The 25,619-nt window shown below is 35.5% G+C and carries 20 protein-coding genes and 2 pseudogenes; 16 read left to right on the top strand and 6 right to left on the bottom strand.

The annotated features are described in order from the left end of the window. Positions 1–48: 48 nt before the first annotated feature. Positions 49–2,175 carry a heme lyase CcmF/NrfE family subunit gene (locus tag J4T77_RS01145; protein WP_190321166.1) on the bottom strand — a complete coding sequence of 709 codons (2,127 nt, stop codon included), beginning with the start codon at positions 2,173–2,175 and terminating at the stop codon, positions 49–51. 168 nt (positions 2,176–2,343) lie between these two features. On the opposite strand from J4T77_RS01145, the gene J4T77_RS01135 reads away from it, so the two are divergent. From J4T77_RS01135 to J4T77_RS01075, 13 genes and pseudogenes are all read left to right on the top strand, one after another. Next, a complete protein-coding gene (locus J4T77_RS01135) occupies positions 2,344–2,679 on the top strand; it encodes a hypothetical protein (RefSeq protein ID WP_223823057.1) in 336 nt (111 codons plus the stop codon). Positions 2,680–2,699: 20 nt separating this feature from the next. Beyond that, positions 2,700–3,529 (top strand): annotated as a pseudogene (locus J4T77_RS01130) (IS5 family transposase). Positions 3,530–3,613: 84 nt separating this feature from the next. Beyond that, positions 3,614–4,501: a hypothetical protein gene (locus J4T77_RS01125; protein ID WP_223823056.1), complete on the top strand. Its 888-nt coding sequence runs from the start codon at positions 3,614–3,616 to the stop codon at positions 4,499–4,501. A gap of 122 nt (positions 4,502–4,623) precedes the next feature. Beyond that, positions 4,624–5,949 (top strand): dihydroorotase, encoded by a 1,326-nt coding sequence (locus J4T77_RS01120; protein ID WP_022626228.1) that lies wholly within the window; start codon positions 4,624–4,626, stop codon positions 5,947–5,949. Between the two features lie 198 nt (positions 5,950–6,147). Continuing rightward, positions 6,148–7,332 carry a dicarboxylate/amino acid:cation symporter gene (locus J4T77_RS01115; protein WP_010082165.1) on the top strand — a complete coding sequence of 395 codons (1,185 nt, stop codon included), beginning with the start codon at positions 6,148–6,150 and terminating at the stop codon, positions 7,330–7,332. A gap of 3 nt (positions 7,333–7,335) precedes the next feature. Further along, positions 7,336–7,932, top strand: coding sequence for an orotate phosphoribosyltransferase (gene pyrE, locus J4T77_RS01110; protein ID WP_190321165.1), 597 nt, complete (start codon positions 7,336–7,338; stop codon positions 7,930–7,932). A gap of 105 nt (positions 7,933–8,037) precedes the next feature. Then, positions 8,038–9,867, top strand: a complete 1,830-nt coding sequence (gene typA / locus J4T77_RS01105; protein WP_010962447.1) for a translational GTPase TypA — start codon at positions 8,038–8,040, stop codon at positions 9,865–9,867. Between the two features lie 62 nt (positions 9,868–9,929). Beyond that, positions 9,930–10,175 (top strand): annotated as a pseudogene (locus J4T77_RS07165) (PD-(D/E)XK nuclease family transposase); the annotation flags it as partial. A gap of 446 nt (positions 10,176–10,621) precedes the next feature. Continuing rightward, complete coding sequence (locus J4T77_RS01095) at positions 10,622–10,765, top strand: hypothetical protein (protein ID WP_173862902.1); 144 nt, start codon at positions 10,622–10,624, stop codon at positions 10,763–10,765. A gap of 388 nt (positions 10,766–11,153) precedes the next feature. Further along, positions 11,154–13,715, top strand: coding sequence for an ATP-dependent chaperone ClpB (gene clpB / locus J4T77_RS01090; protein WP_190321164.1), 2,562 nt, complete (start codon positions 11,154–11,156; stop codon positions 13,713–13,715). A gap of 27 nt (positions 13,716–13,742) precedes the next feature. Further along, positions 13,743–18,467 (top strand): NAD-glutamate dehydrogenase, encoded by a 4,725-nt coding sequence (locus J4T77_RS01085; RefSeq protein ID WP_233641158.1) that lies wholly within the window; start codon positions 13,743–13,745, stop codon positions 18,465–18,467. 4 nt (positions 18,468–18,471) lie between these two features. Further along, entirely contained in the window at positions 18,472–18,768 is a 297-nt protein-coding gene (tatB, locus tag J4T77_RS01080; RefSeq protein WP_010082258.1) for a Sec-independent protein translocase subunit TatB, read from the top strand. After that, complete coding sequence (locus J4T77_RS01075) at positions 18,740–20,122, top strand: PleD family two-component system response regulator (protein WP_190321163.1); 1,383 nt, start codon at positions 18,740–18,742, stop codon at positions 20,120–20,122. The genes tatB and J4T77_RS01075 overlap by 29 nt, the downstream gene beginning before the upstream one ends. 122 nt (positions 20,123–20,244) lie before the next feature. Here the strand turns inward: J4T77_RS01075 and J4T77_RS01070 are convergent, their stop codons facing one another. From J4T77_RS01070 to J4T77_RS01055, 4 genes are all read right to left on the bottom strand, one after another. Beyond that, positions 20,245–20,409, bottom strand: a complete 165-nt coding sequence (locus J4T77_RS01070) for a hypothetical protein (RefSeq protein WP_010962440.1) — start codon at positions 20,407–20,409, stop codon at positions 20,245–20,247. A 172-nt stretch (positions 20,410–20,581) separates the two neighbouring features. Continuing rightward, the gene (recO, locus tag J4T77_RS01065; RefSeq protein ID WP_010082260.1) at positions 20,582–21,304 is read right to left on the bottom strand and encodes a DNA repair protein RecO; all 723 of its coding nucleotides are present in this window, start codon (positions 21,302–21,304) and stop codon (positions 20,582–20,584) included. Beyond that, positions 21,288–21,434 carry a hypothetical protein gene (locus J4T77_RS01060; protein ID WP_190321162.1) on the bottom strand — a complete coding sequence of 49 codons (147 nt, stop codon included), beginning with the start codon at positions 21,432–21,434 and terminating at the stop codon, positions 21,288–21,290. Before J4T77_RS01060 ends, recO begins: the two co-directional genes overlap by 17 nt. Positions 21,435–21,510: 76 nt before the next feature. Next, entirely contained in the window at positions 21,511–22,542 is a 1,032-nt protein-coding gene (locus J4T77_RS01055; RefSeq protein WP_038199734.1) for a PDDEXK nuclease domain-containing protein, read from the bottom strand. Between the two features lie 172 nt (positions 22,543–22,714). On the opposite strand from J4T77_RS01055, the gene J4T77_RS01050 reads away from it, so the two are divergent. Further along, a complete protein-coding gene (locus tag J4T77_RS01050; RefSeq protein ID WP_022626225.1) occupies positions 22,715–23,335 on the top strand; it encodes a hypothetical protein in 621 nt (206 codons plus the stop codon). 78 nt (positions 23,336–23,413) lie between these two features. Next, a complete protein-coding gene (locus J4T77_RS01045) occupies positions 23,414–23,560 on the top strand; it encodes a hypothetical protein (protein WP_233641064.1) in 147 nt (48 codons plus the stop codon). 472 nt (positions 23,561–24,032) lie between these two features. Here the strand turns inward: J4T77_RS01045 and J4T77_RS01040 are convergent, their stop codons facing one another. Further along, positions 24,033–24,371, bottom strand: coding sequence for an outer membrane protein assembly factor BamE (locus tag J4T77_RS01040; protein ID WP_190321160.1), 339 nt, complete (start codon positions 24,369–24,371; stop codon positions 24,033–24,035). Positions 24,372–24,502: 131 nt separating this feature from the next. On the opposite strand from J4T77_RS01040, the gene J4T77_RS01035 reads away from it, so the two are divergent. After that, positions 24,503–25,492 carry a ribonucleotide-diphosphate reductase subunit beta gene (locus tag J4T77_RS01035; protein WP_006280119.1) on the top strand — a complete coding sequence of 330 codons (990 nt, stop codon included), beginning with the start codon at positions 24,503–24,505 and terminating at the stop codon, positions 25,490–25,492. Positions 25,493–25,619 lie beyond the last annotated feature (127 nt).

The raw sequence follows: 25,619 nt of genomic DNA, 5'->3' as shown, positions 1-25,619 counted from the left end.
ATACGTTGCACTCTGGACCTAGGAGCGTTGTTAATAAATCCACGACAGCTAGACAATCCTTGCTCGTCCACTAAAAGGAAAAGCAGCAAGGAGCGAACCAAAAGCGATAAGAAAGGATCCAAGCCAGATTATAGACATTCCAGGTTTATAGTGCACTTTGGCTGCGATTTTGCTCTTACTCTTATCAATCTCTCCAATTACAACATAAATATCAGAAAGCAAATTGTGGTAGATACTGCTTTCAACATTTTTCTGACCTTCCGCAAGGTAAAATCTATATTCAGGAGTTACTTCACCTAATATCTTATTATTCAGCAAATTCCTGATATCCATTGTACCCCTCACTGCATGGAAATTTTTTTCTTTTATTAGCTCAATATTGCGTAAAGTAACTTTAAATTTATTGACTGTTATGCTATCCCCTATTTTTAAGTAATTTTCTTTTTTCTCCTGCCAACCAACTGAATAAGCTATACCAAGCACTAGAATTGCCACTCCAGCATGAGCAAGCATCATTGCATAGTAGGACTTAGAAACTCTTCTTGCTAATAAAATTGATTCACCAAATGCTACCTTAAATAAACGAATTCTTTTACTGTATGCTTCTAAAACAAAGATTAATAATGCTATGGAGATAGTAATTGATAGCACAATTATTAGCTCCATGTGAAAGATAAACGGCAAAATAGCTGCAGCACTGCAGAATGAAAATCTATATTCACGGAATATTGGCAATAGACTATTTCCCTGCCAACTGCAGTATTGCCCGATCATGGTGAGCACTAGAATAGCTAGTGCAATAGAGTTAAATAAAGAATTGTAATATGGTGCTCCAACTGAAATTAATTCACCGGTTAAATACTCAAGCACTGTAGGGTATAAAGTGCCAACGAACACGATGAAAAAGGCAGTGATGAATAATAAATTGTTCATCAGTATCATCGTAAAGCGTGAAAAGAATCTTCTACCCTCTGTCACTTGAGTAGCAAGTTTCTTTCTGGATTCCAGTGTCAAGCATTGGAATGACATCGCAGGCGTGTGATTTTTTCTCGTAAATACTACAAATATTACTAAGCTACTGACTGTAATTACACCAAGTAGAGCTAATATATATAGTCCATATCTTGGGTCATCTGCAAACGTGTGCACTGAGGTAAGTATTCCTGAGCGGACTAGAAATGTTCCAGTCACACTCAATATAAAAGTTGTAAGCGTAAGTAAAATAGCAAAGTTCCTTAAAACATTGAAATTCCGTACCACGAGCAACAAATGTGTCAGCGCTACTGCAATTAGCCACGGCATCAAAGAAACGTTTTCCACTGGATCCCAAAACCAAAATCCACCCCACCCAAGTTCGCGATATGCCCACCAGCTACCCAAGCTGATGCCCAAAGTGAGCAGCGACCAAGAAATAAGTACCCAAGGCCTGACAATTTTAGCCCAAACATTTCCTTCAGTATTTAAAATTAATCCAGCTATAGAGAGCGAAAAAGGAACGCTAAATCCAAGGTACCCCAAATATAATATCGGTGGATGAATAGCAAGGCCTATATCCTGCAATATCGGATTAAAACCCAATCCATCTGTTTCAATGCCTGGCATTTTAGTGAAGGGGCTGGATTCAATTAAAGTGAACAGCAAAAAACAAAAGCAAATCAGCCCATGAGTGATAAGAGATATTTTTTTTAATTTACTACCATTAGTTCGTTTTGGTGTCATTCCAGTGCTTGACACTGGAATCCAGTTTTTATTACACTGCCATTTGATGTACTCATTTGCAATTAAATTGTCTGGATCCCAGTGTCTGGGCACTGGGATGACAGAAGAAGAGACTGGGATGACAGAGGGGGAAACTGGGATGACAGAAGGTATATAAATATCCATTAGTAATAAATACATGACAAGCACTAAGGTCCAAAGCAACATGGACCCTTCTTTGTTTCCCCAAACACCACAAATCTTGTAGATCAAAGGTTTTGTTGTGTGTGAGTGGTAGTATACGTTTTCAAGTGAAAAATCATTTGTAATGTGGCAGTAGATCAAAATAGCCATTGACGCTGATACACAAAAAAATATGGCAGTGGTAATAAACCGACAAGAACTAAGCGGTAAAAACAAATATGTCAAAGACAATAAGCAGGCTAGCAATAGCAATATATTCCCAAGTTCAGGCATAAAAAATTATAGTTTTTATATAAACAATATTACTGATGACAAGTTAGAAGTTAAAGTGTTAATTGATGCTAGCATAATGCTCCCGTAGTTAGCTGTGCTAGTATTAATTAAAAATTAAATATTAAATCTTTATACTTTTATAGATAGCGTTAATATTGAGGTAATATTGTGGGTACAACTAAGATTAGTAAATTTCCATTCAATATAAAAGGTAAAGTGGCAAAACAACATGCCGAACCAATAATCGAAAAAAATCTCTATACTATTTTAGGATTCAAAGATATAGAAGATTTTGAAAATAAGACAAGTAAACTTGTTAATAAAAAAGTTTGGCAATCATTTGTTGACTGCTTTGCAAAAGAAATAGATTATGCAGCAACCGAAGAAGTTGTAAAAAACATCGTTTGTAACATTGCAAAGAGTGATCAAGGTAATGCTTTTACCAAAACTGAACATCTCATATTAGAGGTTGTCCGGAAACAAGTAAAAGGCTATAATATCTGAAATTTTAGTACGGGGTAAAGATGAGAAAAAAGTATCCAACAGATCTAAGCGAAAGGGAATGGGCAAGAATAGAAAAACACTTCAGAGTATCATACAAGAAAGGAGGAAGGCTGCCAAAGTATAGCAAAAAAGAAATATTAGAAGCAATTTTCTATGTATTGCGTACAGGGTGTCAATGGCGGTATTTACCAAATGATTTTCCGCTATGGAAGACTGTGTATGAGCAGTTCAGGCAATGGAAGAAGCAGGGAATTTTGAGAAAATGAATTATGAAATTACAAAATATAGTAGAAGAAAAATAGGAAAGAATGAGCAGCCGAGTGCCTGTATAGTAGATAGTCAATCTGTAAAGACTACAGAAAAGGGGATCAAAGCTATGATGGAAGTAAAAAAAAGTAAAGGGTAGAAAAAGGCATATAATTACAGACACTCAGGGTTTTATACTAGGTTGTTACGTAGGCGCTGCTAACGAAAATGATAGAGATGGTATTAAAATAGCATTAAACAATATGAGAACAAAATATACTAAAGTTAAAAAATGTGGGCTGACATGGGATACCAAGGAAGAAATTTAAAGAATCACATAAAGGAAGAATATGACATAGATATTGAAATTGTTAAAAGGCCTCCATGTAGATTTTGGGTGCACAAAGATACGCCACCTGAGCTACTACCAACAAGAGAACAAGGGTTTAAAGTACAGCCAAGAAGATGGGTTGTAGAAAGGACTTTTGCTTGGGTTAATAGGAATAGAAGGCTATCGAAGGAGTATGATTTACTCACAACATCCACTGAGAATTTCATATACCTAGCTATGAGTAGGGTTATGTTAAAGAGGGAATATGCTTGAATTTACTAGTTTCCGGACAACCTCTTAAATGAAAAGCAAGATAATAAAAAGAGAGAAAAAGCGATTAGAAAAGCTATTAGTATTTTGAGAAAAATCAATCCAGAAAAAGCCTTTAATGAACTTTCAGTAATAAAAAAACAAGCTGAAGATTTTTTACAAACCGATTTTTGTAAAGCACAGAGTAAATCACTTCAAGGATTTGCTCCCTCTGGTGGACAGCTCTTTGCGGAAACTCTGAAATATATAGAAACACTAGAAAGATTATCCGAAGTAAAAAAAGAAGGGCTAGTTAGAGATTTCTTGTTAAATCATGTTAGTTTATTGAATAAAAAGTATCCTAAATCACAAGGTAAAAGGGAAGATGCTATAACAATACTATCAAGTGATGAGTTGAAGAATTTTTACAATAAAGGTGTAAAAGAAGGAATGTTACAACCAATGGCATCTTACAAAGGATGCAGAAACCTGTATGACAAAATGAACCAGATAAAAAATGAATCCAAAAGTATAATTAAAAGAGAAGAACGGGAAGAAAATTTAAAGAAAATAGATAAGTCGATAATCAGCGCAATTAATGACATAAAAAAACATAGAGAAGCAATCCTTAACTGTAAAGACTTTCAAAGTTCTTACATAAAAGAGAAAAAAGAACATCCATTTAGAGGCAACGCATGTCAAAAAATGATTGATATATATCAAGAGAGAATTGTTGGATATCAGGAGAAAATTCGTCAAAACTTAAACCAAATAAAAGCGATATTAAAAAGTGCGCCGCAAGAAATGGATGATGTGGAAGAATTCGAGGAAATAATTGATGATATACATGAAGCAAAGCAGTGTGATGAAATTTTTGATTCAGCTTTAATTTGTTTATCGAACATACAGAATGAGCTAGATATTCAGCTGGAAAATCCTTCAACAGAACTCAGAGCTTCACACATTAACGTTAAAACTGAGCTAACTAGGTTATAAGAACCAAATCTTTAGGGTAATGAAAGCACTTTAATTCAAGACAGCTCTTAGTCTGTGTTTTAATTTGGTTGTGTTTTATTAAAAAAACTTTAGATTTATTTTATAATCGATACTCAAATATAATGACTCAAACTTGGGATTTGTTGCAAACAGGGCAAAAGGAAGGCTATAAAATTGCGTATACTAATGCTCGTATTATCGACCCGGAAACTAAACTTGATATAAAAGGTTCATTATTGACTGAAGGGGATAAAATTGTTGACTTTGGTGAATCATTATTTTCAACAAGTGGAGTTGATGAAACAATAGACTGTAAAGGGCTTGTTCTAATGCCAGGCCTTATTGACATTCACGTACATTTTCGTGAACCAGGCCAGGAACATAAAGAAACTATATATACAGGCAGCAAATCTGCAGCTGCGGGGGGAGTTACAACTGTAGTTTGTCAGCCAAACACTGTTCCAGCAATTGATAGCGTTATTTTGGCTAAATATTTGAAATATAGAGCACTTGAAACTTCACATGTAAACGTTGAATTTTACGCTAAAATCACCACTTCGGAAGAACACCTGACTGAAATGGCACTTTTAAAGGAAGCAGGTGCGGTTGGGTTCACCGATGATGGCATGCCAGTTATGAACCCAATGATTATGAGACAGGCGCTGCTTTATTCAAGTATGCTGAATGTTCCTATTGCTCAACATGCAGAAGATTTAAATTTATCTGCTGGTGGCGCAATCAACGAAGGTAAAATTTCTGAAGAATTGGGAGTAAAGGGGATCTTGAGTGCGTCAGAATCGGTTATGGTAAATCGCGATATACTGCTAATGAAGGATATGGAAAATGTGCACTACCATATTCTACATGTCTCTTCAAAAGATTCACTTGATGCTATTAAACGTGCAAAAGATTTGGGATTAAATGTTACGTGCGAAGTAACCCCTCATCACTTCACTTTGACTGAAGATATAGTAAAACAACATGGAGCAATTGCAAAAATGAATCCGCCGCTTCGCACTGAAGAAGATCGTTTAGCTATGGTTGAAGGTTTAAAGACAGGTGTGATTGATTGCATTGCAACTGATCACGCTCCGCATGATCGTAGTTCTAAAGATCTACCACTTGAAAATGCTGCATTTGGTATTGTTGGTCTTGAAACAATGCTGCCCCTTTCACTTGAACTCTATCACAGTGGGCAAATGGGTCTACTTGATGTGCTTGCAAAATTGACATATAAGCCTGCAGATATAATACACATACCACGTGGTCGTATACAAAAAAACCTTGCTGCAGACTTAATTTTAGTTGACCTCAATCATGAATGGGAAATTAAAACTGACAACTTTGCTAGTAAATCAAAGAATTCTCCTTTCGATGGTCGCAAAGTAAAAGGACACGTAGTACGTACTGTTGTGTCCGGCAAAACTATATACTCGCAGAAGAGTTAGTTATCATATCTTATCTATTCCAATTTGTTATCACCAGAATGGGCTAAGTGCACCTAAATTTAAATTAAGAAATCTTACACTGTCTCCGAATAAACACATCCTCTTATCTTTCCCTAATCTGTAAAGTTATTTTGTCTATCAATCTGATTCCAAAACAGCAAAATTATTGTATAATGTTACTTTGAAGTTTTATTTTCAATGCACAAGTTTGCAATACTTTTTTCTATACTGCTTGCAATAGTTGCTTACTACCTAAACAATGAAATCATATTTGAAATAGCAAAGCTATTTAGTGATATCTTTATCAGCTTGCTCAAATTAATAAGCTTACCTCTGGTTTTTTTATCCATAGTTTCCACAATTTCCGGACTCAAAGACTCAATTGAAATCAAAGTCTTAGTTAAGAAAACACTATTTTATACTCTGCTTACAACTATTATAGCTGCGTTTGTTGCATTATCGTTTTATTTGTTAATAGATCCAGCAAGAAAAAATTTCATAAGTAATACAATAGGGAGTATTAACAGCAATAACCACAGTTATTTTTCATATTTAAAATCACTCATTCCTTCTAATTTTGTGCAAGTTTTTCTTGAAAATAATATGATTGGTAGCATATTAATCGCTTTTTTGATGGGTGGAGCTATTGTTTCACTTTCAAAAGAAAAGCAGGATATATTATATCAAGTATTCTCTGCACTTTTTGATACGCTACTTAAAATTGCTCAAGGGTTATTAAAATTTATTCCGCTTGCTGTTTGGTCTTTTATTACATGTTTTTTGCATGAATTAAAAGGCGGTAGTGAGTTCTACAATCTTTTATGGTATTTTGTTTGCATAATGTCTGCAAATTTTGTGCAGGCATTTCTGATTTTACCGCTATTTATGTGGTATAAAGGCATATCACCAATTCAAACGCTGAAAGGGGTTATGCCAGCACTCACACTTGCGTTTTTTTCTAAATCATCCAGTGCAACATTGCCAACAACTATAGAATGTGTGCAGAACAAGCTAAAGGTGCCAAAGAAATTATCGTCTTTTATTTTACCAATATGCACAACAATTAACATGAATGCATGTGCTGCATTTATACTAATCACTGTAATGTTTGTTGCAGAAATGAACGGATACGTATTTTCCTTAAGCGAAATGTTGATATGGATTTTTTTAGCTACAGGGGCTGCAATTGGTAACGCTGGAGTGCCGATGGGGTGCTATTTTATGGCAACCAGTTATCTCATGTCGATGAATGTTCCTCTGCATATTATGGGACTGATTTTGCCTATTTATACAATCATCGATATGTTTGAAACTGCAATAAATGTGTGGTCTGATGTTTGTATCACTCAGATAATTAATAAAGAATGTAATAGTGAAACTTAAAAAATGATATTAGACGAAAATAACCTAATAATAAAAGAATTTAAAGAAGCAGAAGCAATTTTGCATGGGCATTTTGTTTTATCATCCGGGCTGCATAGTGACACATACATACAGTGTGCGAAGATTTTTGAAAATCCAAGCAGAGCCATGAAAGTTTGCGCATTATTAGCAGATAAAATAAAAAAAGAATTAAATAGCTCCATAGATTTAATATTATCTCCTGCAATTGGTGGAATAATTGTGGGTTATGAGATTGGCAGGCAGTTTGGAATAAAGACAATGTTTTGCGAGCGCGTTAATGGTAAGTTTGAATTACGCCGTGGATTTAAGATCAAAAAGGGTGAGAAAATATTGCTCATTGAAGATGTAATAACCACAGGTAAATCTTCACTTGAAGCAGTGGAATGTGCAGAAGGGGAAGGAGGTAAAGTTGTTGCTGAAGCTTCTTTGATAAAGAGAAATAGTGAAACGAAACTGCCTTTTCCTGTCATATCTTTGATTGAACTGAACATCAAAAACTACAGCGAGGAAGAACTTCCAAGTGAATTAAAACAACTACCCATAACAAAACCTGGGAGTAGGGAATATTTAACAAAGTAATCCTATAATATCTTGGAAACACAGCATTTATACACAGCTTTAGTTATTTACTCCAAGTGTATTTTATGTATACTTATTACTAAATTAATTTTGAAATGATAGAAAATGAACGAATTTAAATCGATCCGAAATATAGCAATAATCGCACACGTTGACCACGGTAAAACTACTTTACTTGATAACATGTTAAAACAAAGTGGCACATTCCGCGAGAATCAAGAAGTTCAAGAACGAGTGATGGATAGTGGTGATCAAGAGCGTGAACGCGGAATTACAATACTTGCAAAATGTACATCAATAATGTGGGGCGATGAAAAGATCAATATTATTGACACGCCAGGGCACGCGGACTTTGGTGGGGAAGTGGAAAGGGTATTGTGCATGGCAGATGGTGTGTTGCTGCTGGTTGACGCTGCAGAAGGTCCCATGCCACAAACAAAATTTGTGCTCTCAAAAGCACTAAAAGCAAATTTGAAGCCAATTGTGATAATCAATAAGGTCGACCGACCAGATAGCAGAATTGATGAAGTATTAAATGAAATATATGAGTTATTTTTTAACCTTGATGCAACCAACGAGCAGCTAGATTTTCCAGTGTTGTATGCTTCAGGTAGAAATGGCTGGTGTGCTAAGGAGCTTTCTGATGAAAGAAAAGATTTAAGCCCATTATTTTCAACGGTTATAGATTATATAAAACCTTCTGTTTATAATCAAAATGCACCTTTTGCTATGTTGGTCACTCTACTTGAGTCTGATAAATTTCTTGGCAGAATATTGACAGGAAAGGTTTATCAGGGCATTGCAAAAGTCAATTCAGATCTTAAGGTGCTTGACCTCGATGGCAAAGTAATTGAACGAGGAAGATTAACTAAGTTGCTCTCATTTTCTGGCTTGAAACGCATTCCAGTAGAACAAGCTGTGGCGGGAGACATAATTGCAATTGCAGGACTTGAGGAAGCTTCGGTTTCAGATACTATAGCAGCACCAGAAGTTACAACTGCAGTAAGCTCAACTCCAGTTGATCCGCCAACAATGGCGATTACTCTGAGCGTTAATGATTCACCTTTTGCTGGGCAAGAAGGTACAAAGCTTACTTCAACTGCTATAAAGGATCGTTTATATGCGGAAGCAGAAACAAATGTTGCAATTACTGTGACTTTGGCACCAAGCGGTGAAGCATTTGAAGTAGGTGGGCGTGGTGAGTTACAGCTTGGAGTGTTAATTGAAAATATGAGGAGAGAAGGTTTTGAGCTTTCGGTATCACGCCCTCGCGTGTTATTTAAAGAAGAAGGCGGTAAAAAACTTGAACCTATAGAGGAAGTAGTAATTGATGTAGATGATGAATATAGTGGAATCATCATGGAAAAACTCAGCTTCCGTAAAGGTGAAGTAACTGACATGAGACCTTCTGGTAATGGCAGGACAAGATTAACGTTTTTAGTGCCATCAAGAGGATTAATCGGTTATCAAGGAGAGTTTTTAACTGATTCTCGTGGCACAGGCATAATTAACCGTTTATTTCACAGTTATGCTCCACATAGAGGTCCAATTTCTGGAAGGCGCAATGGAGTTTTAATTTCTACAGATAAGGGTGAGGCTGTGGCATATGCAATTTTCAATTTGCAAGACAGGGGAATTATGTTTATTAAGCCACAGGATAAGGTATATTGTGGCATGGTTGTCGGCCAGCATAGCCGTGACAATGATTTGGAGATAAATGTGTTAAAGGGTAAGCAATTAACAAACGTAAGAGCTTCAGGTAGTGATGAAGCTATAAAGCTCACTCCACCAAAGATAATGACACTGGAGGATATGATAGCGTATATAGATGATGATGAATTGGTGGAAGTAACTCCAAAATCTATACGTTTACGCAAGAAATTCCTTGATCCAAATGAACGTAAGCGTGCAGGAAGGGCAAAGAATAAGGAGTAATCAGAGGTTGAACATTTGCGAAAAATAGTGTATAATTATTCGTCTCCTAATTGTATTTAATTATGGCCTTTTCGAAATTTCTCGATCCAAAAAACAATTTCGCGTTCAAGAGAATATTTGGCACTGAGAAAAATAAAGATATTCTCATTCACTTTCTCAATGATATATTGGGCTTCGCTGGCAAAGATGAAATAGAAGAAATAGAATTTCTCAGCACTATCATGGATGCTGAGATTGCCTCTAAAAAACAAAGTATTGTTGATGTTTTCTGTACTGATTCTGCTGGAACCCAGCTAATTATTGAAATGGTGCGACCTGAAAGTCTTCGGTCATATTGTTTAAAAGGAGAGGAATTCCTTCAGAAAGAAACTAAAAGAGTTCTAAAACTTATTAAACCAGATGTTTTGCCATCTGAGTCTATGCATCAGTGCGAATCGGGTAACCGGTTGGTGCCAAGCGATGCGGACAATGAACCTCCTCTTGATAAAGAAGATGCTCAATCGTGAGAGAAAGCATAAACTACAAGCATCATGTGGTTGGAGGGCTAGGCTTAGTGGTATGGTGAACGTAAGTGAAGCTTCATAAGTATCGTAACGATTAAAGAGCTAAAGATGCTGATAAGCTCCGACCAAAAGGTAATGTGACATTTTTCATTTCTGGATGTACGCAAATAATAATTCCACCGGTATAGAGAAGCCACCTAACCCACTATTGTATGACAAAAGGAACAGGATAAGCCTGTATTTTCGCCTATATGGCAGGCAACCCGCAAGGAATGCTGATGGATGTGCAGGTAAAGGATAATGGAGAAAGCGAATGCCATTTTGTAACGAAATGGATAGAATTTGTAACATTAATTCGCGTGAAAACGAGCAGACTTCCATTTGGTCCTTCATGACAAGAAACTTTGTTAACCACTTAAGGTAGAGAAGCAGATGACCTTACCCACAGAAATGATGAAGAAATTAGGAATATTTTTTACAAAAAGGACAATACTAACAAAAGAACTTTATTCTATTTAAAATATAAAGTTACAATAAATTTTCCTGTCATCTCCAAATAAATTACATTAACTTAGTATTGTATATTGTTAATAACTTAAATAATACAACCATTTTCAGCAACAAAAACCAAAGGTCTTGAGATACAAGATATTTGTATGGTTACTATGATAGTTCCTTTTTTAAGAAAGTTTTAAATTTCATACCTAACAATAAACAACTTTAGGTTTAAATTTATGAAATCAGTTGTTATATACATCAGCAAATACGAATTTAACTGGTGTTATGGACTTAAATAAATTTACCGAAAAAGCAAAAAGTCTAATTCAAAGTGCTCAAATGAAAGCGTTGGGAGCTGGGCATCAGATTTTTATGCCTGAGCATTTACTAAAAGTGATGCTTGAAGATGAATCAGGTTTAGTTCAGGATTTGATAAACGCTTGTGGTGGAAATGTGCAGAGTATTTCCGATGCTGTGGATAGTGCAATAAAAAAGTTGCCAGTAATTGAAGGTCCAGGAAGTGGTGGCCTTCAACTTTCAAGAGAAATAGCAAAAGTTTTTGAAGATTCAATTGGTATTGCAAAGAGAAATAAAGATTCATTTGTTGCTGTCGAGCGTTTACTGCATGGCCTCACTGCACAAAAAGATGATACTGTAGGCAAAATTCTGGCAGAGAATGGTGTGACTCCACAAAAACTGAACTCAGTTGTTGCAGAAATGAGAAAGGGCAGCAGTGCGGACTCGCCAAACAGTGAGGAAAAATTAAATGCGGCAAAGAAATATACAAAAGATGTTACAGAGCTTGCTATGCAAGGAAAACTTGATCCTGTAATTGGTCGTGATGAAGAGATCAGAAGAACTATGCAGGTATCACTGAGGCGGACAAAAAATAATCCAGTGCTGATCGGTGAACCTGGTGTTGGAAAAACTGCAATAGTTGAGGGGCTTGCAAATAGAATTGTTGCAAACGATGTACCACTTGGTTTGCATGATGCAAAGGTCTTAGCTTTGGATCTTGGAGAACTAATTGCTGGCACTAAGTTTAGAGGAGAATTTGAAGAAAGGTTAAAAGCAGTTATTAATGAGCTTTCGAGAGCGGAGGGAAAAGTTATCTTGTTTATAGATGAGCTTCATACTTTAGTTGGAGCAGGAGCAACAAGTGGTGCAATGGATGCCTCGAATCTGCTGAAGCCTGCTCTTGCGCGTGGAGAAATTCGCTGTATAGGAGCCACAACTTTAGATGAATATCGTCAGCATATAGAAAAAGATCCTGCACTTGCAAGGCGTTTTCAGCCTGTGTTTATCTCTCAACCAACTGAAACTGATACCATTTCAATACTCAGGGGTTTGAAGGAAAGATATGAGGTGCATCATGGTATAAGAATTACAGACGGTGCAATAATTGCTGCTGCAACGTTATCCAATAGATATATAACAGATAGGTTTTTACCTGATAAAGCAATTGATTTGATTGATGAAGCAGCAAGTAGGGTGAGAATTGAAATGGATAGCAAGCCTGAAGTTATTGATGAACTTGAGAGAAAGGTTATACAGCTAAAGATTGAAGCAGAGGCTCTAAAAAAAGAAAGTGATGAAAATTCTAAACAGCGTTTAAAAAAGATAAATGAAGAGATCGAAAATCTAAACAGTAAATTTGCTGACTTGAATAGCAAATGGCAGATGGAAAAGAATAAAATAGCTAGAATACAAGAAACAGCCGAAAAATTAGATAACGCTAGAAAAGAGTTGGAATTAGTTCAGCGTAGTGGGAATTTGGGAAGGGCAGGAGAGCTGATGTATGGTGTGATCCCTCAGCTTGAGAATGAATTAAAAAATCAGGAAAAGGTTACTGATAGTTTCTTAAAGAAAGAAGTGACTGGAGATGATATTGCAAACATTGTTTCAAAGTGGACGGGAATTCCAGTTGATAATATGATGCATAGTGAAAAGGAAAAACTCCTTAACATGGAGAATGAAATAGGAAGAAGAGTAATAGGGCAGAAAGATGCAATAGAAGCGATAAGTAATGCAGTTAGGCGCTCCCGCTCTGGGGTGCAAGATACCAATAAGCCTTTTGGTTCATTTTTATTTTTAGGTCCAACTGGAGTTGGTAAAACCGAACTTGCGAAAGCCTTAGCTGAATTTCTGTTTGACGATCAATCAGCGCTTTTGCGTTTTGATATGTCAGAATATATGGAAAAACATTCTGTTTCAAAGTTAATTGGCGCGCCTCCAGGGTATGTTGGCTATGAACAAGGTGGCAGATTAACTGAAGCGGTAAGAAGAAGGCCATATCAGGTTATTCTGTTTGATGAAATCGAGAAAGCAAATCCAGATATATTTAATCTATTGCTGCAAATCTTGGATGAGGGTAGACTCACTGATAGTCATGGTAAATTAATCGATTTTCGCAACACCATACTGATTTTAACTTCTAACCTTGGCGCTGAGATAATGCTAAAAGGGAATGTTGATTCTGTAAGAAATGAAGTGATGCAAATAGTTAAATCAGCATTTCGTCCAGAATTTTTAAACAGGCTGGATGAAATTATTATATTCCACAGTTTAACCAGAGATGACATCTATAAAATTATAGATGTTCAATTTTCTTATTTACAAAAAACACTTGCTAAGCGTAAACTGAGTATAAGTTTGTTGCAGGAAGCTAAAGAACTAATAGCACAAACTGGCTATGACCCTGAATATGGAGCAAGGCCCTTAAAAAGGGTTATACAAGAGTGTATTCAAAATAATTTAGCTAAATTAGTTTTATCAGGGGAAGTAGTAGAAAATGATGAGCTAATAGTGTACGCTCTTGATAATGAAATCTTAGTTAAAAAGGGTTAAGTTCACTGTGTATTTTTGTTAAAAAAAATGTGTATAGATCATAATGTTGACACTGAGTCTTTATTTAAGTTAGCTGATCAAGAAAATCAGCAAGATAAAGAAAAAATTAAAAAATTTATTAAGTATTTTTATAGTTTTGTTTATAAAAGCGACCTAAAAGCCAATGATAAGTTTTTGCTATATATTGTAAACGATGCTTACAATTTTGTTTCTCAAAAAGAGAAAGATGAAAGTAAGTTAGTAGTAAGCAATATAGATGATATACCAGGAATAGAAGGCGATTTTACCACGATTAAGATAACAAACGATGATATGCCATTTTTGGTTGACTCCGTTATTGCAACTATTAAGTCGCACGATTTAACCATATGCTATTACAGCAATAGCATAATTAACATTAAAAGAAAAGATGGCCTAATAGATGAGATTTACTCTTTGGAAGAAAGCAATGGAGTCAAAGAGTCAGTCATATATGTAATTATCAAAGGTATAAGTGACAGCTTTGTTGATACATTAAAAGAATCTCTACAGAAAACGCTGAAAGCGGTTAATTGCGTTGTGAAAGATTGGCACTTAATGCTCAAGAAACTTGATGAGGCAAGTCTTTCTGTCATCCCAGCTGGGATCCAGGAAAAGGACACGTGGATTCCAGTGTCACGCACTGGAATGACACCAGACCGAAATCAAGAGCAAAAAGATTTTCTAGTTTGGTTAAAGAATAATAACTTCGTATTTCTAGGTTATCAAGAATATATTGCTGGTAAAGATGAAAAACTCGTCTGTGACAGCAAAAAGGACCTTGGCCTGATGAGAGTAGGTCAAAGTACGTTGATTCCTTCTGCAAACCTTGATTCCCTATACATATTGAGACCAGATCTAATCTCAATAGTCCATCGGCGTACATACATGAATTGTATAGGAGTAAAAGAATTTGATGACCAGGGTAATGTGGTAAAGGAACGGCGTTTTTTCGGGCTATTTACTTCTGTAGCGGAGGTCCAAGATATTAGAACTATTCCAATAATAAGAGATAAAGTTAAAGTTATAGAAAAAAATGCAGGGTTTGTAACCGGGGGCCACAATAACAAAGCTTTGATTTCTATTTTGCAAGTGTTCTCTTGTGATGAATTATTCCAATCAAATGAAGACGAATTATTTAAAATTTGCATTTCGATCATGTCTCTTGCGATTAGGCCAAGGGTCAGATTATTTTTAAGAAGAGTCGGGGATTTTATTAGTTGCATAGTGCTGATACCGATGCGTTATGCTAGCGCTAGGCTAATGTTCAAGATACGTGACATATTGAAGGATGAGACAAGTGCAGGAAGTTCAGATATTTATAACAATCACATTATCAATGAATATGATTTGATGAAATTGCATGTAGTGCTAAAGACCAAAAATGCTAGCGTTCTTGATGATGAAGTTTTGCGTATCGAAAACAAATTAAGAAACATTACAGAAAAGTGGGAAGATCGTTTTATAGACAATTTATACAATACTTTTAGCACTGTTGAGGATATATTCATCCGTTATTGCAAGGCATTTCCAATAAGCTATCAAGAGAGTTTCGAACCTCATGACGCATATTACGATATGAAAAAATTGGAGATAGTGAGGAAGAAAGGAGTTAGCGAGGTCGATTTAAGACTTACTCGTGATAATCTTAACTATCAATTAAAGGTTTATACTCCAAACAATGGAGGCCTTGAATTATCGAAGATATTAAGGATCACTAAGAATTTGGGAGCTAAAATTCTATCTCATAATGGCTATTACATAGAAATTAACGGTGGAATATGGATACACCATTTTGTGTTGTCAAGAGTCGATGAATTAATAGACAACATTACTCTAAAAGAGCAATTTGAAATAACACTTGCGAAAGTGTTTAGCAAGGAAATTAAAAATGACTATTTCAATAGTTTGATCATTATTGCTGGGCTCAAGTGGAAAGAAGTGCTTCTGGTTAGAGCGTTAAGTGCTTACCTAAAGCAGACGTCATTTAACTACAATCCAGAATATATCCAAAAGGTAGTCTCAGAGCATCCAAAAATAGTAAAGTATTTGATACAACTATTTCATGCAAGATTTGATCCTAACATAGACATTGATAGAGCAGAAACTACGGACATTGTCAGAGAAAAAATTGAGGAACTTCTAAAAGAGATCAGCAATGTTTCACATGATTACGTTTTGCGCTCGATATTTAACTTGATAATGGCTATTTTAAGGACCAGTTATTATCAAGACGATAAACCATATTTATCTACAAAATTTGACTCAAGTAAAATAAATGGTTTACCTGATCCTCGTCCGTATCGTGAATTGTATATTTATTCAAACCTTTTTGAGGGAATACATCTAAGAGGAGGGAAATTAGCCCGTGGTGGCTTAAGGTGGTCGGATAGGACGGAAGATTTTCGCACTGAAGTTTTGGGGCTCATGAAAGCTCAGATGACAAAAAATGCGGTTATTGTCCCTGTTGGTGCAAAGGGTGGGTTTGTAATAAAGCAAGCTTATAAAGATAAGAATATTTTAAGAGAGAAAAGTGTTGAGTGCTATAAGAGTTTTATCAGAGGAATGCTTGATATTACTGATAACGTGGTTGATGGTAAAATAATTCCACCAGAGAATGTGATTAGGTATGATGAAGATGATCCATATCTCGTGGTTGCTGCTGATAAAGGAACTGCTTCATTTTCTGATTATGCCAACCAGATAGCCTCTGAATATAACTTTTGGCTTGGCGATGCATTTGCATCTGGTGGATCAGTAGGTTACGACCATAAGAAAATGGGTATTACAGCAAGAGGTGCATGGATTGCAGCACAGAGGCATTTTTGGAAAATGAATAAGGATATTTACCAGGATGCAACTGTTATTGGAATTGGGGATATGGCTGGCGATCTATTTGGAAACGGTATGCTGCTTTCAAAAAATATACATTTAATCGGCGCATTTAACCATATGCATATTTTTATTGATCCAAATCCTGATGCAGAAAAGAGTTTCACAGAACGTAAACGTCTCTTTAAGTTACCATTTTCAACCTGGATGGATTATAACAAAGATTTGATCTCTCAGGGTGGCGGGGTATTTGAGCGTAGCAGCAAGCAAGTAAATCTTTCTCAAGAAATGAAAAAATGCTTTGACATAACGGAAGATACGTTATCTCCAAGTGATTTGATTAGATATCTACTCAAAGCAGAAGTGGACTTCATATGGAACGGAGGAATCGGCACGTTTGTTAAGGCAAAGAGTGAAAGTCATAGCATGGTCGGTGACAAAGCAAACGATGAATTAAGAGTAAACGGTAAGGATATTAGAGCTTCTATGTTTATAGAGGGTGGAAATCTTGGTTGTACACAGCTTGGGAGAATAGAATATGCTGAAAGAGGTGGATATATCAATGCAGATTTTGTTGATAATTCAGCCGGAGTGATATGTTCGGACCTTGAAGTTAACATTAAGATTGCATTTGTTTCAGCTATGAAAGCAGGGGGTATTTCTTTAGAAAAAAGGAATGAAATACTGGCAAGTATGGTGGATGAAGTTGCATCCAAGGTGCTTGAGAACCACAACAGAATTGAAACAAAAGCATTACTTCTTGAGTGTTTGCAAGCTAAAGAGAGATTGGAGCAGGACCACAGGTTACTGCTCAGTTTAGAAAAATCTGGGCTGTTAAACCGAAGCGTAGAATTTCTTCCAGCTGACGAAGAGGTAGCAAGGATGTTAACCGGTGCAGAAGGTTTCAGTTCTCCTCAGCTTTCTATTCTAATATCTTATGCTAGAACAGCAATAAAAAATAAAATTATACATTCCGATCTGCCTGAAAAAGATCTTATATCTAATGACTACTTGCTAGGTTATTTTCCTAAAAAGATGTTAACAGAGTTTAAGGATTTCATATTAAAACACCAACTTCGTAGAGAAATTATCTCCACTTGCATTGCAAATGATGTTGTAAATAGGATGGGCTGTATATTTATTAATAATTTAGTTGAGAATACTGGAATTAAGGTACACGAAGCAGTTAACATATATATCGTTGTTAACCACCTATATGATTTAAATAACCTGTGGCAGAAAATTGATGAATTGGATGGAAAAATTGATATTAACTCATACTTGCAAATAGTGAGAAATGTGCAGAAATTTATTGGCAGAGTATCGTTTTGGTTAGTAAAAAATCTTAGCTTTGTAGAATTGGATGATGTTACAAAATTTAAAGATGCAATTGAAACTTTAGGCCATGATGTTTTAGATGAACACCAGTTAAAGGTCTATAATCATGGATACACTTCTTTAGTGGAACTTAATATAGATAAAGATCTAGCAAAAAAAATTGCTGACCTGTGCGTTCTTACTTATGCACTGGATATTATATCTGTTGCTGAACAGACATCTTTGTCCATTCTTGATGCTGGTAAAATATACTTTGAGTTAAAGTCGCTGTTAAGATTCGATCTGATTAGGACAATTGCCATCAAGATGAAAAGCCGCTCTTCTTATTGGGATCGCAGCTTAGTTAATGATTTATTGGACGATTTAAGCAATTACCATCACAAGCTAGCTGTTAAAGTCATAAAAGCTACTGATAACCCTGAAGATAAGGTTCAAACCTGGGCTTGTAATGATAAGGACTACATAGAACGTTATAATAGTTTTTTAGATGAGATGGTTGCTTCTAAACTTGATTTAAGCAAATTAATATTTATAATCAGAAGGATTAAAGTACTTGCTTCATAGGAAAATGTTCAATATAGGTCTTTCAGAAATTTTAGTTGTAGCTTTAGTGAGCATAATTGTTCTTGATAAAAATAAGGTACCTGTATTTATTGATTTTATTAAGACTATATATAGGTATTTTACAATTGTAAGGTTAAAAGCCAGAAGGTTATTGAAGGATGCCGGAATTGAAGACTTATATAAAGAGTGTAATACTGAGAAAGTAAATTACATAGTTGGTAAAAATGGTAAGCTTTATCCTACTTACGATATAGATAATACATCTAAAGATAATGACAGCGAAGATTCTGGTAGTAGATGATGTACTATCTAATGTCAAGCTTTTAGAAGCTCGACTAAAAGCAGAGTACTATACGGTTATCGTAGCTCATGATGGTGAAGAAGCTATAGATTTAGTAGCAAAGCAGCAGCCTGATATTATATTACTTGATATCATGATGCCAAAGATGAATGGCTTTGAAGTTTGTAAGGAGCTAAAGAGTGATCCCTTGACAACCCATATTCCAATAATTATGGTAACTGCGCTGCATGATACTCATGATAGAGTGCAAGGTATTAATGCTGGCGCGGATGATTTTCTGACTAAACCAATAAACGAAACTGCTTTATCTTCACGAATTAAGTCTCTCACACGCTTAAAGATGATTATCGATGAATTGCGTTTGAGAGGAGAAACTAACGCTGAGATTGGTGGAGTCGCAGGAAACAGTATTATGGATTATTCCAATCAGATTTTTGATGCTAACGTACTTGTTATAGATGAGGATGTTCATCAAGCAGAGCAGATATATAATATATTAAAGCAACGCTTTAGGTCAATTAAAATACTGAGTGATCCAATGGAAGCATTGAAGGTTGGTATTGAGAATGGTTACGACCTGATCATTTCTGATATGCAATTTTCAAAAACTGACGGCTTGCGTTTGTGTTCTGAGTTTCGTAGTAAGGTGGAAACACGTTATACACCAATTCTGATTCTTTCTGAGGATTATGATAAAAACAATTTAGTAAAAGCACTTGATGTAGGTGCTAATGATTATTTAACAGTACCTTTGGATGAGGGTGAGCTAATAGCAAGGGTTAATTCGCAAGTAAAACGCAAAAGATATCAAGATGCCTTGAGAATGAATTTATTTAATAATGCGGAAATGTCTATAAAGGACCCATTAACTAACTGTTATAATAGAAGATATTTTGATGCACACTTAAAAAACATTGTTAAGGACTCTGTGGAAAAGGATAGAAGGTTGTCTCTTATGATACTTGATATAGACTATTTTAAGATAGTGAATGACAGTTTTGGGCATAGTGCTGGAGATGAACTTTTAAAGCAAATACAGAAAAGAATTTCTGAAAATATCAGAGTGACAGATTTACTAGCTAGGTTTGGTGGTGAGGAGTTTGTTGTTGTAATGCCAGATACCAATGTATCAGATGCGTATACTATTGCGGAGAGAATACGAAAAATTATTGCTAAAAAACCTTTTATACTTGCGGATAAAAATACAACCCACGATGTAACTGTGAGCATTGGAATTGCAGAAATGCAAGAATCTGACCTTGACAATATTAAAGAATTTATAGTACGTGCCGACAAATATTTATATAAAGCAAAAAACAGTGGTAGAAATAGAGTGGTTACTGGCTATAGCTAAAGTGGCTTAAGTTTGCCGACAACCGTCATTCCGCTACTAGTTAGCGGAATCTATGCTGAGATACCGCGAATGAATCGCGGTATGACGGTTCGCGGCAGCATGACGATAAGGTTTATACCTTGTCATTCCAGTGCTTGACACTGGAATCCAGTTTTCCATATAATCTCATCGAAAACGTTGTAACCACTTTCCATGCTAGTTTGCTTGTTCACAAGCAAACTTTTCTGGATCCCAGTGTCTGGGCACTGGGATGACATCATAGGGGCGCTGGGATGACACCCTGACAACCGTCGTCCCGCTGCTTGTTAGCTGGATCTATGCTAAGAGATACCGTGAATAAATCACGGTATGACGGTTCGCGGTGGCATGACGATAAGTTCGTCATACCGCTACTTGTTAGCTGGATCTATGCTAAGAGATACCGCGAATGAATCGCGGTATGACGTAGGACTGCTAAGATTAAAGCGACAACATGAGGTTTCTCAGCTCTGGAAATTTCACGTTTAACTGCAAAAATAGATACTTATTTAAAAAATATCCTGTGACTTTCAGTCCTAACTGAAATTCTTGGAATGAGTAGCTGTTTTGTAGGTTATTATTGTATACATCATGTAACATTTGTGGAAAAGGTAGGAGTTTATCTGCATAATAATCTCCTACTTTTTTTGACACTGCTCTACCAGTTTTTGGAGAAATAAATTGTAAATTTTCCTTAACACCTGTTACAGCGCATTTGGATAAGTCTAACTTGAATCCCAATTGCGTAAGAAGCAGAAGCTCTAAGTTAAGATAATGGCTTTGCCAAGACTGATTGTTGTGTTTAATTACATCGATGAAATATCGAAAATTGTCATACAGCATGGCACAGGGTTCACTTTCTGGAAGCACTTTTTCTAAAATAGAGGAGAAAGAAACAATAGTAATGCTTTTTAACCTATCTTGAAAGAAATGATGGAATGGAGATTCGATTAATTCGCACTTAAAAAAACCTAGATTTTCAGGTAACTTAGCACTCCATTCTGCATGTAATAGATTACTTATCTGAAACTTATAATTGCTATTGTTTGTTAGCTTAGTTAATCCCCTGCGCTTTCCATGATTTTTTGTAAACAGAGAAAGAATTAAGTTTTTATCGCCGTATTTTTTAGCAGCTATAATGATGCCTTCATCTTTCCATCTCATTTAGAGTGTATTGACCGTATGATATATAGGATAGTGCACCTAGAGCGTATAATCCATAAAAATCACTTACTCCGTTACTGTTTGCTTCCAAAGTTTCAAGGCTATGAGAGAGTAAGTTATTGGCTGCCACTCTTCTTCCTGAGCCTGATGCATTTCATACTGAGCTTTTGGTTTGCTAAATAATTGTTTGAATGATTTTAGTAACATTACTTTTCCTCGTCTGAAATTTTGGATAATTCAGCTTCTAATTCTTCTATCGTCGGTAAAGCTGTTTTTATGTTCTCTGGTAGATTTTCAGTTATTCGATATTCTGCTAGCCCTATTGGCTTGTTCATGTCTCGGAGTGTATATTTAGCAAGTACATCGTCTTTAGATTTACATAAGATTAACCCTATAGAAGGTTGATCTGTCGAGTGCTTCAGTAAATCATCAACTGCAGAAAGATAAAAATTCATTTTACCAGCATATTCCGGCTTAAAATCCTTATCTTTTAGTTCAATCACTACGAAGCAACGTAACTTTAAATGATAGAATAATAAATCAATATAAAAGTCTTTATTACCAACATCTAAATGAAATTGTCTACCAACAAATGCAAATCCTTCACCGAGTTCTAACAGAAATTTTTCCATATGCCCTACGAGTCCTTTTTCTACTTCTCTTTCATGAGCATCCTTACCTATACTTAAAAAATCAAAAATATACGGATCTTTTAATGTGTAATGTGCTAGATCGGATTGTGGAGATGGTAATTTTTCTTTAAAATTAGTTATTGCTTTTCCTTGACGTTTATGTAGTCCAAGTTCTATCTGCATCACCATAATGTTACGTGACCAGCCATGTTCAATAGCTTTTTTTACATAAAATAATCTTATTTCATGACTTTCTATTTTTTCCAAAAGAGTGATATTGTGATACCAAGTTAATTGTGCAAGAGGCTCCTGCACAAATTCAACATCAGGATATTCTTCGGCAAACTTACGCATATACTTCAGATTTCTCATGCTAAAGCCTTTCATTTCTGGAAATGTACTTCTCAAATCCTTACTTAATTGATCAATTACCTTAGCTCCCCAGGTATGTTCTTTTTGGCGTTTTAGGATCTCTGTACCAATATGGTGGTAAAGCAAAATAAGCTTACTATTTACTGCAAGTGCTGCTTTATAACGGTTTGTTGCAATATGATCCTTCAATTGCTCTAAAAATTCTGTATATTCTTTTGCTATAATTTTTGTCATACGATTCCTTTTAATCCATTATACAATTCCTTTGTCTGTCGAGAAGACAATCTTCCGCTTGCCTTCAGCTTTGAAGGGATTCCTTATTGACTTCAAACTCGTCCATCAACTAAAATATATTGACTTTACGTGCAATATTAGCTTTAAACCAGTAAAACAAGCTGCTTAACATATGCGTTTTTTCTATTCGAATTATATTCTTTTTTTGTCTTTATGTTGTTTTTTGCTTTTTTCGTTATCTTCAACAAAAGCCCAAACGAATGATACGTTAGCTGTTCCTATACCACAAAGGAAAAAAGAAATAGTTGAGCACACTGTTGTAGCACAACCGAGGCAAATTATCGAAATGCAAGAAGAAGTCATTATTAACGAGGGTAAAGAATTCATTCCAATTCCAAAAAGAAAAAAAAGTGTAGAGAAAAAACTAAGAAGGGATGTTAGAGGGGCAAAAAATGAAATAGGAAACGAAAAAAGCGTTGAGAGCAAAAAGGATGAATTAGTTGTAACAGAAATTATTAACTCTATAAGAGACAAGCTCACAAAATGCTGGAGCATTCCTGAAAGCATAGCTTACAAAGAAAATTTTAATATAAAAATTAACTTATTGTTATCCAGTCAAGGCGAGATAATTATGGCGGATGTAGCAGACAGTGATTCCTATCGAAATAATCCACTTTTCAGGTCGATAGCAGATAATGCAATGCGTGCAGTATATAAATGTAGCCCATTGACCGGCTTGCCTACTCAGCACCACCACATTTGGCGTGAAGTAACACTAGATTTTATTCTATAGCTAAAGTAATTCTATAATTTAATAAGCCCACTGTATCCGTTCAGAATAGCAGCAAGGTAGTATAACCATAGAGTAAAAGTGAGTTTACAACAAATGGTGTCATCCCAGTGCTTGACACTGGGATGGCTTTGTTACATCGCTACTTATGAAAGGCTAACTATAGTTAGGATTATAAGCAACTTATTGAAAATCTTGTTTTTTTGCAATCAATCTGATCAAATTTAAGAATAGTAATTTGTTATTTATATTAATAAATTTAATTCTATTGAAAATAGCTAAAGCATTGAAATTCTTGAATTTTAGCCGGATTGGTAAATGGTAGTGAAATTTCTTTTACTCAAATTTAGGTATTCATTGACCGTTCTTGTTATAAATACCAGAATAATAAGCTACTGATATTCCCTATCTTTTTTATCTTTAATCCATCATAGCTAGCGATGCAACAAAGCCCACTGGGATCCAGTTTTCTTTACAAATTCACCAAAAGTGCTTCATTCTATAACGCAAAACCCATACTTACCAAACCCAATGCATTACTTGCAATTAAGTTTCCTGGATCCAAGTAGTCTGGGCACTGCCGTCATAAAGGAACTAGTGTCAGCTACTTTCATGACACCCTTCTGGTAGGCCCAAATCGCAATGTTCGTACAGTTATGGAATGAACCGCGGTATGACGTAGGAAGATCTGAGCAAACTTTCAATCAGAAACAGCAAAAGATCTCTCTAAGATGTCAGTTTCTTTTGTATCTTCAACTTTACCGTCCTGGTCGAATGAAATTTGCAGAGACTTACTACTATACTTCCTTTTTCCTAAAAAATTGGCTTGTTTAATTTTATATGAGACATAGTACCAAACATTGTCATCGAACTTTGATACTAATGTTGGTGATCCTAAAGTGTGAACCACTTTTTCTTTATCGTCACCTACTTTTATCTTGCTCCACAATTCAACACTAATGCCAGGAGCTCCGTGATTGTGAATAGTGTGAGTGCAGCTCACTGTAAATAATAAAATAAAAGATATTAATACTCGCATTTCTGTTGATAAATTACTTGAAGCTATAATACACTAATAAATTATCTGCCGTCAAATTTCAAAAAAGTTAAATTGACTGATTCTCAATATCACTTAATATAATATTTACTTTAGAAAATAATAGGTGTCTTATGTCATTGTTAGAAGCAGATCCAATATACAAACCTTTTAATTACCCTTGGGCGTATGATGCGTGGCTGCAGCAACAAAGAATCCATTGGATACCTGAAGAAGTTCCGCTCGCTGATGACGTGAAGGATTGGAAAACTAAACTTTCAAGTGTAGAAAAAAATCTACTAACCCAGATCTTTAGATTTTTTACTCAGGCAGACATTGAAGTAAATAACTGCTACATGAGGCATTATTCAAATATATTTAAGCCAACAGAAATATGCATGATGCTTGCAAGCTTTTCCAATATGGAAACCATACACATTGCAGCTTATTCTTATCTTTTAGACACAATTGGCATGCCAGAAAGTGAGTATCAAGCATTTTTAAAGTATGATGCTATGAGAAAGAAATATGAATATATGTTAGAATTCGAGGAAAGCAAAAAACACGATAAAAAACATGTAGCTAAAACTCTAGCAGTGTTTGGTGCATTCACTGAAGGGTTGCAGTTATTTGCATCATTTGCAATTTTGCTCAATTTCCAACGTTTTGGAAAAATGAAAGGAATGGGGCAGATAATCGCCTGGTCAGCCCGTGATGAAACTTTGCACACCAATTCAATTATCATGTTATTTAATACATTTATTAAAGAGAATAATGAAATTTGGGACAACGAGTTTAAAGAGGAATTATATTCTGCATGTCGCACCATCGTTGAACTTGAGGACGAATTCATAAAGCTTGCCTTTGATTTAGGAGATGTTGAAGGACTATCCGCAGAAGAAGTGCGCAATTACATACGCTACGTAGCAAACAGACGGTTAATGCAATTAGGTCTTGAGTCCATATATGATGTCAATGATAATCCTATTCCGTGGCTTGATGAAATACTAAATGGCGTTGAACATACGAATTTCTTTGAAAATAGAGTAACAGAGTATAGCCGCGCAGCAACTCAAGGCACGTGGGAAGAAGCTTTTACTGAAAATGACACGAATAATAAGTGAATGCTAATTTCACTCTTTTTTGTCATTCCACTTTCATTACACCATTTGCTGTGCAGTTTAGACAGTTTTGCTTTACTTAACAACTAACTTACCATATGTATGTCCATAGGACATTGGTATATAAGAA

The sequence above is a fragment of the Wolbachia endosymbiont of Drosophila innubila genome, assembly GCF_021378375.1.
Classification (GTDB): Bacteria; Pseudomonadota; Alphaproteobacteria; order Rickettsiales; family Anaplasmataceae; genus Wolbachia; species Wolbachia pipientis.
Note: the sequence above shows the minus strand (reverse complement) of the source record. Positions and strands in the feature narration are given on the sequence as shown.

Coding starts and splice junctions, on each gene's coding strand:
- J4T77_RS01145 (WP_190321166.1), bottom strand. CDS start 2,175: ATGCCTGAACTTGGGAATATATTGCTATTGCTAGCCTGCTTATTGTCT.
- J4T77_RS01120 (WP_022626228.1), top strand. CDS start 4,624: ATGACTCAAACTTGGGATTTGTTGCAAACAGGGCAAAAGGAAGGCTAT.
- J4T77_RS01115 (WP_010082165.1), top strand. CDS start 6,148: ATGCACAAGTTTGCAATACTTTTTTCTATACTGCTTGCAATAGTTGCT.
- pyrE (WP_190321165.1), top strand. CDS start 7,336: ATGATATTAGACGAAAATAACCTAATAATAAAAGAATTTAAAGAAGCA.
- typA (WP_010962447.1), top strand. CDS start 8,038: ATGAACGAATTTAAATCGATCCGAAATATAGCAATAATCGCACACGTT.
- J4T77_RS01095 (WP_173862902.1), top strand. CDS start 10,622: ATGGCAGGCAACCCGCAAGGAATGCTGATGGATGTGCAGGTAAAGGAT.
- clpB (WP_190321164.1), top strand. CDS start 11,154: ATGGACTTAAATAAATTTACCGAAAAAGCAAAAAGTCTAATTCAAAGT.
- J4T77_RS01085 (WP_233641158.1), top strand. CDS start 13,743: ATGTGTATAGATCATAATGTTGACACTGAGTCTTTATTTAAGTTAGCT.
- tatB (WP_010082258.1), top strand. CDS start 18,472: ATGTTCAATATAGGTCTTTCAGAAATTTTAGTTGTAGCTTTAGTGAGC.
- J4T77_RS01075 (WP_190321163.1), top strand. CDS start 18,740: ATGACAGCGAAGATTCTGGTAGTAGATGATGTACTATCTAATGTCAAG.
- recO (WP_010082260.1), bottom strand. CDS start 21,304: ATGAGATGGAAAGATGAAGGCATCATTATAGCTGCTAAAAAATACGGC.
- J4T77_RS01055 (WP_038199734.1), bottom strand. CDS start 22,542: ATGACAAAAATTATAGCAAAAGAATATACAGAATTTTTAGAGCAATTG.
- J4T77_RS01050 (WP_022626225.1), top strand. CDS start 22,715: ATGCGTTTTTTCTATTCGAATTATATTCTTTTTTTGTCTTTATGTTGT.
- J4T77_RS01040 (WP_190321160.1), bottom strand. CDS start 24,371: ATGCGAGTATTAATATCTTTTATTTTATTATTTACAGTGAGCTGCACT.
- J4T77_RS01035 (WP_006280119.1), top strand. CDS start 24,503: ATGTCATTGTTAGAAGCAGATCCAATATACAAACCTTTTAATTACCCT.